General features: G+C 70.3%; 7 protein-coding genes and 3 CRISPR repeat arrays (1 of these 10 only partly in view). Of the genes, 6 read left to right on the forward strand and 1 reads right to left on the reverse strand.

Features of this window, described 5'->3' with window-relative positions:
- A CRISPR array of direct repeats spans nucleotides 1–1,089; the repeat unit is 29 nt; unit sequence CGGCTCACCTCCGCTCGCGCGGAGAGCAC (it extends 1,690 nt beyond the left edge of the window).
- Between the two features lie 93 nt (nucleotides 1,090–1,182).
- Nucleotides 1,183–5,118: a CRISPR direct-repeat array (repeat unit 29 nt; unit sequence CGGCTCACCTCCGCTCGCGCGGAGAGCAC).
- Nucleotides 5,119–5,165: 47 nt separating this feature from the next.
- Entirely contained in the window at nucleotides 5,166–6,017 is an 852-nt protein-coding gene (locus OHA19_RS44975; protein ID WP_266424814.1) for an IS5 family transposase, read from the reverse strand.
- A 118-nt stretch (nucleotides 6,018–6,135) separates the two neighbouring features.
- Nucleotides 6,136–7,689: direct repeats of the CRISPR family, unit length 29 nt; unit sequence CGGCTCACCTCCGCTCGCGCGGAGAGCAC.
- A gap of 171 nt (nucleotides 7,690–7,860) precedes the next feature.
- On the opposite strand from OHA19_RS44975, the gene cas3 reads away from it, so the two are divergent.
- From cas3 to cas6e, 6 genes are all read left to right on the forward strand, one after another.
- The gene (gene cas3 / locus OHA19_RS44980; RefSeq protein WP_405723053.1) at nucleotides 7,861–10,728 is read left to right on the forward strand and encodes a CRISPR-associated helicase Cas3'; all 2,868 of its coding nucleotides are present in this window, start codon (nucleotides 7,861–7,863) and stop codon (nucleotides 10,726–10,728) included.
- Nucleotides 10,729–10,929: 201 nt separating this feature from the next.
- Complete coding sequence (gene casA, locus OHA19_RS44985; RefSeq protein WP_331734575.1) at nucleotides 10,930–12,540, forward strand: type I-E CRISPR-associated protein Cse1/CasA; 1,611 nt, start codon at nucleotides 10,930–10,932, stop codon at nucleotides 12,538–12,540.
- The gene (gene casB, locus OHA19_RS44990) at nucleotides 12,537–13,283 is read left to right on the forward strand and encodes a type I-E CRISPR-associated protein Cse2/CasB (RefSeq protein ID WP_266921306.1); all 747 of its coding nucleotides are present in this window, start codon (nucleotides 12,537–12,539) and stop codon (nucleotides 13,281–13,283) included. The genes casA and casB overlap by 4 nt, the downstream gene beginning before the upstream one ends.
- 73 nt (nucleotides 13,284–13,356) lie before the next feature.
- On the forward strand, nucleotides 13,357–14,541 hold the full coding sequence (gene cas7e / locus OHA19_RS44995; RefSeq protein WP_331734577.1) for a type I-E CRISPR-associated protein Cas7/Cse4/CasC: 1,185 nt from the start codon (nucleotides 13,357–13,359) through the stop codon (nucleotides 14,539–14,541).
- A complete protein-coding gene (gene cas5e, locus OHA19_RS45000; protein ID WP_331734579.1) occupies nucleotides 14,538–15,401 on the forward strand; it encodes a type I-E CRISPR-associated protein Cas5/CasD in 864 nt (287 codons plus the stop codon). The genes cas7e and cas5e overlap by 4 nt, the downstream gene beginning before the upstream one ends.
- Nucleotides 15,398–16,060, forward strand: coding sequence for a type I-E CRISPR-associated protein Cas6/Cse3/CasE (gene cas6e / locus OHA19_RS45005; RefSeq protein WP_266501468.1), 663 nt, complete (start codon nucleotides 15,398–15,400; stop codon nucleotides 16,058–16,060). Before cas5e ends, cas6e begins: the two co-directional genes overlap by 4 nt.
- Nucleotides 16,061–16,080 lie beyond the last annotated feature (20 nt).

Raw genomic sequence — 16,080 nt, forward strand, 5'->3', positions numbered from 1 at the left:
GGCCGGGTCTCCTGATCGCGGCTCACCTCCGCTCGCGCGGAGAGCACACTTACTTCCTTCACCTTTTCGTCGTGGGCGTGGCGCGGCTCACCTCCGCTCGCGCGGAGAGCACGTTTTGAACTACTTTCATTCTTTCCAAAAAGGCGGCTCACCTCCGCTCGCGCGGAGAGCACGACCGCCCTCGGTCGGGACCGCCGAAGAGTAGCGGCTCACCTCCGCTCGCGCGGAGAGCACTGGAAGTCCGTGCCCCACCTGGTGACCGAGATCGGCTCACCTCCGCTCGCGCGGAGAGCACACTGGGTGGGCGAGGGACCGCACCGCGAATGCCGGCTCACCTCCGCTCGCGCGGAGAGCACTGCATCTTGCGGAGAGCCAGGACCGACAGGGCCGGCTCACCTCCGCTCGCGCGGAGAGCACGCACCGGTACCGAGGAACGCGGGGATGATCAGCGGCTCACCTCCGCTCGCGCGGAGAGCACTCGGCCTGGACCTCGGCGGTGGCTTCCGCGAGCGGCTCACCTCCGCTCGCGCGGAGAGCACCCCTCCTGAGCGTCGAGCCACTCACGCAGCGGCGGCTCACCTCCGCTCGCGCGGAGAGCACATCCGCCTGAGACCGGCGGAAGACGCCGAGGGCGGCTCACCTCCGCTCGCGCGGAGAGCACCGGCGGTCCGCACGGAACGGGTTCTGGGTCGCCGGCTCACCTCCGCTCGCGCGGAGAGCACGCGTCGATGTCGAAGTGGAACGTCCACCCCGTCGGCTCACCTCCGCTCGCGCGGAGAGCACTTCTCGGCATCCTGCGCGGCTTTGGTGGCGCGCGGCTCACCTCCGCTCGCGCGGAGAGCACCTCGTTGCGGATCCTGTCCAGCGTCTCAGCAGCGGCTCACCTCCGCTCGCGCGGAGAGCACCCGGACAGGGCGAGCATCCGCTCCTCCCAGCCCGGCTCACCTCCGCTCGCGCGGAGAGCACTCCGCCGGCACTTCCTGCCCGGCGGCCTTCGCCGGCTCACCTCCGCTCGCGCGGAGAGCACGATCGAGAGGTGGACGGGGGCGGTCTTGGCGGCGGCTCACCTCCGCTCGCGCGGAGAGCACTGGAAGGAGGCGTCGCCGGCACGCATGAGGGACGGCTCACCCTCCGCTCGCGCGGAGAGCACGAGCGGGGTGGACTCCGTGTCGAGCGCTGTCACGGCTCACCTCCGCTCGCGCGGAGAGCACTCCGGCTCGATCTGGACCAGCACCGCCTTGACCGGCTCACCTCCGCTCGCGCGGAGAGCACGTAGCCGGAGCCGTTGTGTCCGCTGCTCTCGTCGGCTCACCTCCGCTCGCGCGGAGAGCACGGAGCGGGCCGCTGCGTGACGTACGGCGTCAGCGGCTCACCTCCGCTCGCGCGGAGAGCACTTGTAGCCGCGGCTGATGAGGTCGATTGCCTCCGGCTCACCTCCGCTCGCGCGGAGAGCACGGCGCGGGTCATCTCCATGGCGAGGGAACCGCCGGCTCACCTCCGCTCGCGCGGAGAGCACGCCGAGGACCCCGCCGGGGTGGCGCGGCAGGACGGCTCACCTCCGCTCGCGCGGAGAGCACCCGCATCCTGCTGATGCCGTCCACTACGGAGTCGGCTCACCTCCGCTCGCGCGGAGAGCACCGGCCCATCCGTCGGGACTCGTACGCCTTCTGCGGCTCACCTCCGCTCGCGCGGAGAGCACTGAGTTCCTTTGGCATCGGCCTTGCCGTACGCCGGCTCACCTCCGCTCGCGCGGAGAGCACTCGAACGGCGACATGTTGCCCTGGCGGCCGGTCGGCTCACCTCCGCTCGCGCGGAGAGCACGAGCAGGATCAGTTCCGCCGCCAGGACCAGGACGGCTCACCTCCGCTCGCGCGGAGAGCACGCCGGCGCCGCCCTCAAGTCACTAGCGATCGACGGCTCACCTCCGCTCGCGCGGAGAGCACGAACGCACCCCCGCCATCTACCGCGGCTCGATCGGCTCACCTCCGCTCGCGCGGAGAGCACGGCGTCTCGGTGACGATCAGACTCGGGCAGTACGGCTCACCTCCGCTCGCGCGGAGAGCACACCAGGCTGCGGCGCTTCTTGGGGTCGGCGGGCGGCTCACCTCCGCTCGCGCGGAGAGCACCCTGCGGTTCTGGGCCGCCTGCTCCCGCGCCTCGGCTCACCTCCGCTCGCGCGGAGAGCACGCGCCTTGCCGGCGGCCCAGAAGGCGAAGCGCAGGCTCACCTCCGCTCGCGCGGAGAGCACGTCAGCCCCCGCTCACCGGCGGCGGCATCAGCCGGCTCACCTCCGCTCGCGCGGAGAGCACCGGCGGTCCGCCCGCAGCGGGTTCTTCGTCGCCGGCTCACCTCCGCTCGCGCGGAGAGAACGCAGCATTTGCACGACCCACGAATCCCCACACCGGCTCACCTCCGCTCGCGCGGAGAGCACGGACCGAGGACCGGCGGCGGGTCGAGGACGTCCGGCTCACCTCCGCTCGCGCGGAGAGCACAGCACGATGACCGACCCCGCCAACCGGTGCAGCGGCTCACCTCCGCTCGCGCGGAGAGCACGTGACGGTCTGGGGAGCGGGCATGTCGAGTGCCGGCTCACCTCCGCTCGCGCGGAGAGCACGCTTCGGCGTCCGCCCTCATTTCTGCCGGTGTCGGCTCACCTCCGCTCGCGCGGAGAGCACTAACGACTCCTGGTGGGCCAGACCGGCTAGGTCGGCTCACCTCCGCTCGCGCGGAGAGCACACGGGGCTGACACCGGCCGGGCCACCCAGTGCCGGCTCACCTCCGCTCGCGCGGAGAGCACGCCCGGTAGCTGGCCCACTGGATCGTCAGGACCGGCTCACCTCCGCTCGCGCGGAGAGCACCTGTCAGCGAACGGGCGTGCGGCGGTCGGCTACGGCTCACCTCCGCTCGCGCGGAGAGCACGTGGCCATGGCCATGCCGTGGCCCTTGTGCTCCGGCTCACCTCCGCTCGCGCGGAGAGCACCCGTTCACGGCCCCTGGGGGTCGGGAACGGGTCGGCTCACCTCCGCTCGCGCGGAGAGCACCGCGTTCACGGTCGTGGTTCACGCTGGTTCTCCGGCTCACCTCCGCTCGCGCGGAGAGCACTCCTGGGATACTCGGTGGTGGACGCCCCGCCACGGCTCACCTCCGCTCGCGCGGAGAGCACCGCGGCTTCCTCGGTGCGGGGCGCCGGCACTTCGGCTCACCTCCGCTCGCGCGGAGAGCACTCCAGCTGGGTCCGACCGGAGAGGTGGATGAGCGGCTCACCTCCGCTCGCGCGGAGAGCACGTGTGCATGTCCCAGATGTGGATCCCCTCGGCCGGCTCACCTCCGCTCGCGCGGAGAGCACAGCCGGTCGCCGCGTCTGAGGTCTTGAAGCTTCGGCTCACCTCCGCTCGCGCGGAGAGCACGGCCCAACGGCCAGGACGTCGCGGCCCAAATCCGGCTCACCTCCGCTCGCGCGGAGAGCACCGCGACGGGTTCCGGGAGCAGCGGAACGCAGTCGGCTCACCTCCGCTCGCGCGGAGAGCACGTCGATCAGGCATCCGCCGGCGATGAAGTCGCCGGCTCACCTCCGCTCGCGCGGAGAGCACGCGGGCGGCCATGGTGAAGGTGCCGGCGCGGGCGGCTCACCTCCGCTCGCGCGGAGAGCACCAAAACGGACACCGAGGGGGAGGGGGTAGGGACGGCTCACCTCCGCTCGCGCGGAGAGCACTGGGCCCGATGGTCGGGGAGTGGGTGGACCACCGGCTCACCTCCGCTCGCGCGGAGAGCACGCCTTGCTCCGCCACCGCCACCCGTACTGCTCCGGCTCACCTCCGCTCGCGCGGAGAGCACAGCCGGACCCCCTCCCGGCCGCGCGGGCGGCCCGGCTCACCTCCGCTCGCGCGGAGAGCACCCTCCACGCCCAGAGACTCGGCCTGGGCCTGGCGGCTCACCTCCGCTCGCGCGGAGAGCACACCGCGCTGACGGAGCAGCTGACGCCTCAAGCCGGCTCACCTCCGCTCGCGCGGAGAGCACGCGTGGCCGTTCTGCGCTCCCGGGTCGGGCTCCGGCTCACCTCCGCTCGCGCGGAGAGCACCAATACCCCGCCTTTGACAAGCGGGTCGGCCCCGGCTCACCTCCGCTCGGGGGGAGAGCACGGTGCCGCACGGGCAGTTGCCGCGGCGCTCGGCGGCTCACCTCCGCTCGCGCGGAGAGCACGTTCCAGATGCAGTACTCGTTCCGGGAGACGGCGGCTCACCTCCGCTCGCGCGGAGAGCACCGGGAGCCGCCGCACCGCTTCCCAGACACGGGCGGCTCACCTCCGCTCGCGCGGAGAGCACACTGTCCCGGCTGGCCGGAGACCTCGCTGGAACGGCTCACCTCCGCTCGCGCGGAGAGCACTTCGGGGTCGCACGAAACGCTCGCGTCACAGCCGGCTCACCTCCGCTCGCGCGGAGAGCACGCCCGGACCGGCCGCCGCCGCGCCTCCAGCTCCGGCTCACCTCCGCTCGCGCGGAGAGCACGCCGGTCAGTGGGCGCACGAAGCAGAAGTAGCCGGCTCACCTCCGCTCGCGCGGAGAGCACCTGCGGCCGGGGCTTGCCGTGCCGCTTCGAGGCGGCTCACCTCCGCTCGCGCGGAGAGCACGCCCTGCTGGCCCAGGAGGACGGCGGAGAGACCGGCTCACCTCCGCTCGCGCGGAGAGCACCTCGGAGTCGGGTCCGGTGGCCCGGAGGCTATCGGCTCACCTCCGCTCGCGCGGAGAGCACCCGCCACCCGATCATGCAGTGACCCTAGGCGGCGGCTCACCTCCGCTCGCGCGGAGAGCACCTGATGGACGCCTCGGCCGGCATGGACGACACCGGCTCACCTCCGCTCGCGCGGAGAGCACGGACGGGCCCCACACCGGAAGCTCCCAGCGGGCGGCTCACCTCCGCTCGCGCGCGGAGAGCACGTGAGCGGCCGGTACGCGTCGTCCATCTCGGTCGGCTCACCTCCGCTCGCGCGGAGAGCACGACCGGCCACCCCTCGGGGTGCCAGGGACGGGCGGCTCACCTCCGCTCGCGCGGAGAGCACCGGCGCCGCTTGCGCTCCGCGTCAAGCGCGGACGGCTCACCTCCGCTCGCGCGGAGAGCACCCCGAAGCCTGCGCGAAAGATTTAAATTTAGACCCACCGGCAAATGGATCATTTGAGGCGTCGGGTGGTGGGGCGGCCGTCCCAGCGGTAGCGGCTCGTCGAGCGTCGAATGAGCATGCGGAGCGTGACGAGTGCGGCGGCGAGGTAGAGGTAGAAGTCCACGACATCGCCGCTCCTCTCGGTGCAGCGCCGCAGCTTGCCGTAGTCGTTCATCCACGAGTGTGTGCGCTCCACCACCCAGCGCTTGCCGGCCTGGATCGGGGCGGGCACGCCTTTGCGGGCGATCTCGGCCGAGAATCCCAACTCGCCGATCAACACACGTGACTTGGTGCTGTCGTACCCGCGGTCGAGGTTGACGTTGACAGCCTCCGGCATCGCACCAGCCTGCTCTTTGGCCGCTGCCAGGGTGGGGCCGAGCAGCGGCGAGTCGTGCCGGTTCGCCCCGGCGGATACGATCCCGAGTGGAACCCCGCACGCGTCGGAGGCGACCGAGCGCTTCAGTCCTTGCTTGCCCCGGTCGACAGGCGAGCGCCCCGCTTTCTCTCCGCCGCACGGCGCCTTGGTGATGCAGCCGTCGACCGAGATTTCATCGAGGTCAAGGCCGATCATGCGGTCGTACGCCTCCAGGGCGATCCGGTGCAGCGCTTGTGAGATCCCCATCTGAGCCCACAGCTTGACGCGGCGTCGGATCGTGCGGTCGGAGCATCCGGGCGAGGAGATGCGCTCGTATCCGGAGCCGTGGACCAGCGCTTGGACGACGTGGTCGAACACGACGCGGTCCGGTATACGCCGCCGATGGCAGCCGAGCGGATGGTCGGGGTCAAACTCGGCCCGATCGGGCAGCAGGGCCCTGAACTGGTCCCAGGCGGGTTCAAGCAGGCATGATGGCAGCGCGGGCACAGTCGTCCTTCGCGGTCACAGAGCGTAGAGAACTCCATGATCACGCGGGCCTGTGCCCGTTCTGCTGCCACCCCTCATCGCGACCGTGCTCCACCACCTACTGCCGGTCGGTCTTAAACGGCTCACCTCCGCTCGCGCGGAGAGCACCACCGGTCCTCGTTGCAGGGGTGGCCAACCGGCGGCTCACCTCCGCTCGCGCGGAGAGCACATCGAGTACGACGCCGTCGCGTGGGGCGAGAACGGCTCACCTCCGCTCGCGCGGAGAGCACGACCTGTGCCTGGGCGACGCCGTCGCCTTCGCCGGCTCACCTCCGCTCGCGCGGAGAGCACAAATCCCGGCGATCCTTCAGGCATCCGCAGCGCGGCTCACCTCCGCTCGCGCGGAGAGCACCTGGTCGCCAGGTCTTCCGTCTGCCCCTCGAACGGCTCACCTCCGCTCGCGCGGAGAGCACGTGAGCTCGTGAACGAACATGGGGTGGCGCTTCGGCTCACCTCCGCTCGCGCGGAGAGCACTGTTCCATGCTTCCTTCACGTCCACGGTGACCTGGCTCACCTCCGCTCGCGCGGAGAGCACCCCGCCGACTGCCCCGGCACGTCGAAGTCGACCGGCTCACCTCCGCTCGCGCGGAGAGCACGGCGCGGTGCCGAACCCCATCTGCGCAACGAACGGCTCACCTCCGCTCGCGCGGAGAGCACGACGCGGACGTCGGTCCGAACGTCGACGGGGACGGCTCACCTCCGCTCGCGCGGAGAGCACTGAGACCATCAGATGCACCCCATCGAGGAGGACGGCTCACCTCCGCTCGCGCGGAGAGCACGCCCACGCTCAAATAGACGGCCGAAGGAAAGACGGCTCACCTCCGCTCGCGCGGAGAGCACCGCCGCTTGGCCTTGATCCTGGCTTCCGCGGCCGGCTCACCTCCGCTCGCGCGGAGAGCACGCGGGGCCGCTGCCCGAGGCGGAGCCGTGCGTCGGCTCACCTCCGCTCGCGCGGAGAGCACACGGCCGAGGCAGCAAAGACGATCGCGTACTGCGGCTCACCTCCGCTCGCGCGGAGAGCACTACGGCGGGGCCTTTCGCATTAATGGAATTTGCGGCTCACCTCCGCTCGCGCGGAGAGCACGGCACGTCCAGCCCCGCTTTCTGCAGCTGGGTCGGCTCACCTCCGCTCGCGCGGAGAGCACCCCTGATCCCCGCCAGGCGCGTTCTCGGGGGTCGGCTCACCTCCGCTCGCGCGGAGAGCACTCGCCGAACTGGGCCCGCTTCTCCGACACATACGGCTCACCTCCGCTCGCGCGGAGAGCACCCGCGGGCGTAGTCGGCCAAGTCGCCTACCGCCGGCTCACCTCCGCTCGCGCGGAGAGCACGCCGTCGCCCTCATGGGGTTGGGCGTCCCGACCGGCTCACCTCCGCTCGCGCGGAGAGCACGCCGGCGGATTCGTCGGCGCGATGGGCGGCAGCGGCTCACCTCCGCTCGCGCGGAGAGCACGGCGCGCCGTCGGTGAACGCGTCTGGTGGTCCCGGCTCACCTCCGCTCGCGCGGAGAGCACGCCCTCGCCCAGCCCCTCCGGGACCACGGCGTCGGCTCACCTCCGCTCGCGCGGAGAGCACTCGGGTCTTGGCGGGAGTGGTCAGGCGGTCGGCGGCTCACCTCCGCTCGCGCGGAGAGCACCCTTCGCGACCTGCACTTACCCAGACCCTTTGCAACTTCTTTGCCAAGTCTCATGGTGCATAAATCTCGATTCGCCGTAGTCGCGCAGCGAGTGTAAGGCCCGGTCCTCATATCGCAAGCACATCGGGCTATTTGGGGCTGTTGTCAGTGCGGGGTGCTATCTCTGAGCGCATGGCGAAGCACGAGGGGGCTTGCTCCTCAGAGAACTGCTTTCTGGATACTCGTATGTGGGGGAAGGAGCACGGGCTGTCGCGGCCGTATCCGGTGATGTGTCACTTCCTGGACACCGGGGCGGTGTTTCAGGAGCTTTGGGACGTCGTTCTGAGCGACAAGACCCAGGCTGCCATAGCGGATGCACTCGGTCTGAACGTGGTGGAGGCGCGCACAGTGGTCTCGTTCTGGGCCGGGTTGCATGACCTCGGCAAGATCACGCCCCCGTTCCAGGCCCAGGTTCCCGCCTGTTACAGCCCGGTTCGGAGCGATCCCGCCTACGTCAGTGCGCCGGGTGCCGAGACCGAGAAGAGCTTCCGCCATGAGATCGCATCTCACTGGGCCCTTTCCGAGCTGTTCGCGGCGGCAGGCTATCCCGGCGACAGGCGTCTGCCCCGGAAGTCTGTAGGTCATCAGGTCGCTCAGTTGTTAGGTGGGCATCACGGCCTTTTCGGGGCGGTGTTGAAGGCGAAGGAGGCGGCGCAGGCCAGCAGTTACAACCCTGGTCTGGGGGCACAGGGTTGGGCCGGCCAGCGGCGAGTGCACTTCGAGGAGCTTCGACGTGCCATGGGAGCGTTCGCGGTTCCTGTGGGTGGGCTGCCCGCCGGGCTGGCTGTGGTGGTGGCTGGTTTGGTCGTGGTGGCGGACTGGTTGGCGAGCCAGACGTCCGCGATCGAGCCGCGTATTGCTGGTCCTGGCTGGTCGGGCACGGCAGAGGAGGTAGATGCGCACTGGCAGGCAGCGGTGAAGGCCGCGCCGGGGCTGGTGCAGGCTGCGCGGTTGGGCCGGGCCCGGTTCTCGGCCGAGGAGTTCGGTGCGATGTTCCCCTTCGCCCCCAACAGCCTGCAGCGGGATCTGGCGGAGCATCTTCCCGGGTTGGTCGGTGAGCACGGGGCTGGGCTGGTGCTGGTGACGGCCCCCACCGGTGACGGGAAGACAGAGGCAGCGTTGTTCGCGTCTTCGTTGCTGGGGCGGGCAGCGGGGGCCCGGGGTTTGTACTTCGCATTGCCGACTATGGGTACGGCGGACGCGATGCTGCCGCGGGTAGAGGCGTTCGCCTCTCGGTCCCTGTCCGGTGAGCGTGCGTTGATGCTGCTGCATTCGATGGCGTGGCTGAGTTCCGCAGACGCTGGGGGTAAAGCAGCCGCTTTCGAAGCCCCGGTCGGCGAAGGCCTGATGAGTGCCGGGAGGGGGACGGTCGTCGAGGCGGACGGGTGGCTGCGGGGCCCGAAGCGTGGGCTGCTCGCCCCCTTGGGTGTGGGCACGATCGACCAGGCCCTGAGTGCTGTGCTGCCTCTGCGGTACAACGCGCTGCGGCTGTTCGGGTTGTCGGACAAGGTGCTCGTGGTCGATGAGGCGCATGCCTACGGTCCGTGGATGCATCAGCTCCTCGTACGGCTTCTGGAGTGGCTGGGCGCGATGGGCGCCCCGGTCGTTCTGCTGTCGGCCACACTGACGGGCCGTTCGGCCGGCTCACTGGTCGACGCGTATCGGCGTGGTGCCGGGTTCCGCGAGCCGTCCCGTGTGGTTCCGCGGTATCCGGGCTGGCTGTTCGCGAGCGGGGTCTCGGGGGAGGTGTCGGCTGCGCGGAGTACCGCGAGCAACCGTGCCCGGACGCTGAAGGTGTCACGGCGGCCGGTGGTGTGGGACGCCGCGGAGCCGGCTGGTGCGCCGGTCCGGGAGGACGGTCGGCGGGCGGCGCTGCGGGAGGTGCTGGCTCCCGTCGTCGCGGAAGGCGGAACAGCCCTGGTGTGCTGCACGACTGTCGCAGAGGCCCAGCAGACGTACCGGGATGTGCGGGCGGCATTCCCTGGTCTCATGGCCCGTCCGGATGGGTTGCGGTTGCTGCACTCCCGGTTTCCGGCAGATATGCGGGCCTCCATCACGGCCCGCTGCGAAAGCATGTACAGCAAACCCCTCTCCGGGGAAGCGGTTACGGCACGTGCAGCGTCGGTGCTGGTGGCGACGCAGGTCGTGGAGCAGTCCCTGGACTTCGATTTCGACTTGGTGGTGAGCGACCTTGCCCCGCTGGCGCAGCTGTTGCAGCGTGCCGGACGCGGGCGGCGGCATAAGCGCGGTCCTCTCGGCCGTCCGCGGTGGGCGGCGGCGGAGGACGAACCGGAGCTGGTCGTACTCGATCCGCTGGCCGTGCCCGACGGCTCCGTCCCGCGTTCGTGGGGGAAGGTCTACGACGCGGGGCTGCTCAGGCGCACTTCCCAGATTCTGTTGAAGTGCGCCGGGGAGGGCATCGCGGTTCCCGCTGGTGTGCAGCAGTTGGTGGACGAGGTGTACGAGGAGGACTTCGTCGACCGGCTGGAGGGCGCGGCCCGTGAGGAGCTGGCCCGGCTGGATGAGGAGCGAGCAGCGGTGGAGGCGGCCGAGCGTCATCTCGCGGCGTGGACCGGTATCTGCGCGCCGGCGGATGTGCAGGGCGATCTCAGCAAGCTCTCCCGGCGGGAAGTGGGGGTGACCGAGGAGTTGCTGACGACCCGTCTCGGTGCTGACACCGGGCGGGTGCTCTGCCTGTACGAACAGGCAGACGGGGTGGTGACGCTCGACCCCGAGGGCAAGGCTCCGGTTCCGGCCGGGTGCAGGCACGGGCTCAGAGCGGCGGAGCTGGCCGATGTTGCGCGGCGGGTGGCACCGGTGCCAGGGCGATGGCTGCGCGGCGGCGAGCCTGCCGGTGCCGTTCCTCAGAGGTGGGGGACGCACCCCTCGCTCCGCGACCTCGTTCTGCTGACCATGAGCTCCGTGGGGGACGGCACCTGGAGGTGCTGCCACGGGCGCTACACAATCTCCATGTCCGAGGTCGGCCTCGAAGCCGAGTGAATTATTCATGTTTTCCCCACTCGACCCATATGTTTCCACTACGTTCCAAGTACGGCCTCCCGCAGTCGAGTTGACGCCGCCCTCCGCCGCCCTGCCCTGTACTCCTCCCGGTGCCTGAGGCGAGGACGCCGACAGTGCGCGACGGGGACCATCGGCTTCCGACCAGGCCCAGCATCTTCTGAATGACGACAGGACACGTCCATGCCAACCGGCACATACAACCTGATCGACCAGCCGTGTGTCCCCGTGCGCTGGAAACCCGGCAGTGTTCCCTCTGCCGCAGGCGGGCTCCCGGACCGGGTGGGGCTGCGCGAACTCCTTCTGCGCAGCCACGACATCGAGTGCCTCGCCGTCGCCGACGCGCCCGCGCACTCGGCCCTGCTTCGGATCCTTTACGCACTCACTGCCCGGGTGGCCGGCCTGACCGAGCAGGGCCCTGAGGGCGACTGGGACGAACGCCGACTGGACATTCTCGACACGGGGCAGCTTCCACCCGGGGGGGTCGACGCGTATTTCAGGAGGTTCGAGGACCGGTTCTTCCTGTTCGCCCCCGGCGGTCGCCCGTGGATGCAGGATCCCCGGCTGGCGGACCAGTGCGACGTCACGAAGACCGCCGGTGTCAACAAACTCATCGTCACCCGGCCTTCGGGCAACAACCACTCCTGGTTCCGGCACGACTCGGACACCGCAGCCGAGCCGCCCACCGCCTCCGAAGCCTTCCTCAGCCTCCTGGTGTGGCACTACTACGGCCCGTCCGGTCGCTGTTCCTCCCGCGAAGTGAACGGAGTGAAGAGCGCAAGCGCCACCGCCGGTCCACTGCGGACCGCTTTGTCCTACCACCCCGAAGGCACATCCCTCTTCGAGACACTGCTCGCCGGCCTGGTGCCGCCGGAGACCGGCGTGCGCGAGGATGAGGATCTATGCCCGTGGGAGCAGGATGAACTGCCCGACCCTGACAGTCCGCCGAGAACATCCCGCGGGCCGCGTTCCCGGCACACCGGCCGCTCCCAGCACGCGCTGCTCCTGGTTCCGGACCAGGACAGCACCCATGTGCACGACGCGTTCATCACCTGGGCCTACCGGGGGGAACGGATGCCGCGGGAGGACGACTACCTGATCTGGCAGGTCAGTCAGCAGGGCAACCTCTATCCGCGCCCTGCCGACGCAGGCCGGGCGCTGTGGCGTGACCTGGACGCCCTGCTGCTGCAGCATCCGCCCGCCGGCAGTGCACACCCGCAGCAGCCCCGGGTACTCCACAGCGCGGTCGAGGTGTCCGAGGACCTGCGGGTGCGGGCGCTCGGCTTCGACCAGGAGGGGCAGGCCAAGGACACGCAGTTCATCGACGCCAGCACCCCGGCTGTCCTCGGATTCGCCGAGCGCAACGACGCCCGTACTGTCCCCGCGGTGGGTCGACTGCGGCAGTTCGGGGAACTGTACGGGCGCCGCCTGGACCGGGCGGTCAAACGCGCCTGGGCCGCCTACGTCAGGGACGCCAAAGCGGATGGCGCGGCCTGGGCCGTAGAAGCCGGCGCCCGGTACTGGCCTCGTGCCGAGGCCGAGTTCTGGGCACGGTTCCGCCTCCTCGACCGCAGCGGCGATGTCGCCGATGGCGGTTTCGACCCGGCAGCCACCCGCCGGGCGTTTCTGCGCCTGGCCGAGGAGGCGTACGACACAGTGACCGCACCTGTCACCCGCACCCTGCGCGGGGCGAAGGCCATCTCACAGGCCCGCATCGACCTCTACGGCGGAACACCGAAAAACCGGCAGACCACACCAGGCCCCCGCACGACGACCAAGGAGCCCACCGGATGACGACCACTCCCCCACCAACCGCCGGCGACATCACCAGCCCACCGGATACGGCGGCCGGGAAAATCCCGCAGCAGAACAGCACGCCTCGGGCTGGCCGCTCGCGCACGTACACCAACTGGGTCGAGCGGATCTGCCGCGAAGATGCCGGAGCCCGCAGTGCGTTGCGCAGCGGGCTCCGGAAGGATCTGGACTCGGTGCAGCGCATGCACCGCCTGGTCGCCCCGTGGCTGCCCGATTCCTGCCCCGCGGACGTGGAGCGGGCCTACTACACCGTCGCCGCAATGATCGCCGCCCAGCCCCGCAGCACATTGGCGGCACCGGACCACACGGCCACCGACCCGGTACAGCCCGACGAGCAGGAGCCCTCCCCCAGCACGCGGTGGCAGCGCACCAGTCTCGGCACGGCATTTGCCACCGCCGTCACCGAGGGGCCGGGCAGGGAAAAAGAAATGCGGGCAGGCACCGCAGAAAGCCGCCTCAACCTCCTCACCCGTCAGAGCGTCAACGGCCTGCACCGCCACCTTCCGGCCTCCGTCGGATACCTGCGCTCGCTGGGCGTGGACGTCGACTGGGCACAGCTGCTCGACGACATCAGTCTCTGGCGCCATCGCTCCGGCCGGATCTCACGAACCTGGCTCCAGGACTTCTACCGGCTGCGGGACAAGGCCGCCGCGCAACAGGCCGACGACGCCGACGAGCAGGAACTCTCAGCGGATCCGGCTCCGGCCCCCACTTCCCCCTGACCGCGCCCTCACCGGCCCCGTGAACCACGCAGCACACCCGTCACGCCCATCCGTACGAAGGAGTCACACCAGCATGCTCATGGCCGCCCGTTTCATCGACATCCACATCATCCAGAGCGTTCCGTTCGCCAATCTGAACCGGGACGACACGAACTCCGTCAAAACGGTCCAGTACGGCAATGTGCTGCGTACTCGGGTCAGCAGCCAGTCCTGGAAGCGGGCCGTCCGCGGCGTGTTCGAGGACCGCATCGGCCAGGCGGCTCTGCGTACCCGCCGCATCGGCGAGCGCGTCACCCGCCTCCTTACCGAGGACCGGGAGTGGCCGCTCGATCTCGCCGAAAAGGCGGGAGCGCACACGGCTGCGGCCAGCAGCATCAAGTTCGAACTCGCGAAAAACCCGGCAGACCCCAAGCAGAGCGTCCCCAACAAGGTCCTCACCAACGCGATGGTCTACGTCCCCGAGAGCGCCGCCGCCGAACTCGCCGATCTGGCCGAGGAATACCGCGAGGCACTGCAAGGGGCGAAGGACATCAAGAAGCCCGCGGACAAGAGCATCCTGCCCGCCGACCGGGTCGAGGCGGTCCTCCGCTCCCGCAACGGCGTCATCAACCTCTTCGGCCGCATGCTCGCCGAGGTCGACAACGCCGGTGTCGACGGCGCCGTCCAGGTCGCCCACGCCCTTACCACCCACGAGACCGACGTCGAACTCGACTACTTCTCCGCCGTGGACGACGTCACCGCCAACTGGGGCGACCAGTCCGGCAGCGGGCACATGGGCCACACCGAATTCAGCGCCGGCACCTTCTACCGGTACGCCACCATCGACCTCCGCGATCTCGCCGCCAACATCGGCGAGAACCCCGCCGAGCTCCGCGAACTCGCTGCCGCCTTCCTCAGCGCATTCATCCTGTCCCTGCCCCAGGCGAAGAAGAACTCCACAGCCCCCCACACCATCCCCGACCTCGCCCACATCTCCGTACGCGCCGACCGGCCCCTCTCCTACGCCGCAGCCTTCGAAAGCCCTGTCACCGCATCCGGGCAGGGGGGCTTCGCAGGCGCCTCCCGCACCACCCTCTCCGAGTACGCCGCAACTGCCAACCGCCTCCTCGGCACCAGCAGCATCCTCCACTCCGGCTGGGCCGGAGTGGACGCCAAGGACCTCGACGGACTCGGCACCCACCACACCAGCTTCGACACCCTCATCGACGCCGCCCTCGACCGCGCCCTGACCGCACACCCCACCGGACACGCCGCATGAACGCCCTTCTCCCCGATCCCGAACCGGGACTGCTCCTGCGCCTGGCCGGACCCCTCCAGTCCTGGGGCCTGCACAGCCACTTCAACGAACGCGACACCGCCGCCTTCCCCACCCGCTCCGGCGTCATCGGCCTCCTCGCCTCAGCCCTCGGACGACGCCGCGACCAGCCCATCAACGACCTCACAGCGCTGCACATGACCGTGCGCACCGACCGGCCCGGCGTGCTGCTGCGCGACCTGCACACCGTCGGCGGCGGACTCCACGCCAAAGCCACCGTGACCACAGCCGAAGGCAAAAAACGCACCAGCGACACCGGAACCCTTCTCACCCACCGCTACTACCTCGCCGACGCCGCCTTCACCCTCGCCCTCACCACCCCCCGGCCCAACGCCGAGGACCGCGCACTCCTCGACCGCTGCGCCGACGCCCTGCGCAGCCCCCACTGGCCCCTGCACCTCGGGCGCCGCTCCTGCCCGCCCGAAGGTCCCGTCCTGCTCGGACAGAGCGACGACGCACTGCACCACCTCGTCCACCTGCCCCTCGCCGCCCGCCCGGTCACCGGCTCCGGGCCGGGAGGCAGGCCGGTGGAATTCCTGGCCGACCGCCCGCTGAACCACCTCCCCGCCCCGCCCCACACGATCAGCGACACGAACGAAGTCGGTTCCCACCCCTCCGGCGAACTCAACGACCAACCCGTCAGCTACCACCCCCGCCAACGCGCCTACCGCGCCCGGCCGCTGTACCGGCGCACCCTGCTCCTCCCACCCTCCCAGTTCGCCGGACTCGGAAGAGAGCAGCTCACCGCACTGGGCCACTACCTCGACACCCGGCTGAACACCACCGAAGGGAGCCGGCAATGACCCTCTGGCTCACCCGCATCGTCCCCGACACCCGCTCCCGCGACGCCCGCCGCGACCTCAGCGGCCCCATCGGCATGCACCGCCGCATCATGAGCCTCTTCCCGTCCGACGCCGGCCCCGACCCCCGCGCACACTTCGGAATCCTCTTCCGCACCGAAGACACCCCCACCGGCCCGCACCTGCTCATCCAATCCACCCACGAACCCGACACCAACCGCCTCCCCGACGGCTACGGAACCGCCCTCACCCGCCCCCTCGACGCCCTCATCGACGCCATCCGCCCCGGCCTCACCATCCGATACCGCTGCGTCGCCAGCCCCGTCCGCAAACCCGGCGCCACCACCCGCGCCCTCTACAACCTCCCACCCGTCGTCCCCCTCACCGGCCCAGCAGCCGACGAATGGTGGCTCCGCCAAGCCGACCTCAGCGGTCTCAAACCCCTCACCCACCACTCCCACCCCCTGGACGCCATACAAGGAGAACGCCACCCCGACGGCGCCCCACCCCAACGCATCCGCCACGCCCGCACCCAATTCGACGGCACCGCAGCCATCATCGACACCGACCTGCTCCGGACGAAAATCCTCAACGGCATCGGACGCGGCAAGGCCTACGGCTGCGGCCTGCTCAGCATCGCCCCCGCGAGGCAGCCCCAGTGACCCCACGCCCCTCACCCAAA

The sequence above is a fragment of the Streptomyces sp. NBC_00012 genome, assembly GCF_045040875.1.
Classification (GTDB): Bacteria; Actinomycetota; Actinomycetes; order Streptomycetales; family Streptomycetaceae; genus Streptomyces.

Coding starts and splice junctions, on each gene's coding strand:
- cas3 (WP_405723053.1), top strand. CDS start 7,861: ATGGCGAAGCACGAGGGGGCTTGCTCCTCAGAGAACTGCTTTCTGGAT.
- casA (WP_331734575.1), top strand. CDS start 10,930: ATGCCAACCGGCACATACAACCTGATCGACCAGCCGTGTGTCCCCGTG.
- casB (WP_266921306.1), top strand. CDS start 12,537: ATGACGACCACTCCCCCACCAACCGCCGGCGACATCACCAGCCCACCG.
- cas7e (WP_331734577.1), top strand. CDS start 13,357: ATGCTCATGGCCGCCCGTTTCATCGACATCCACATCATCCAGAGCGTT.
- cas5e (WP_331734579.1), top strand. CDS start 14,538: ATGAACGCCCTTCTCCCCGATCCCGAACCGGGACTGCTCCTGCGCCTG.
- cas6e (WP_266501468.1), top strand. CDS start 15,398: ATGACCCTCTGGCTCACCCGCATCGTCCCCGACACCCGCTCCCGCGAC.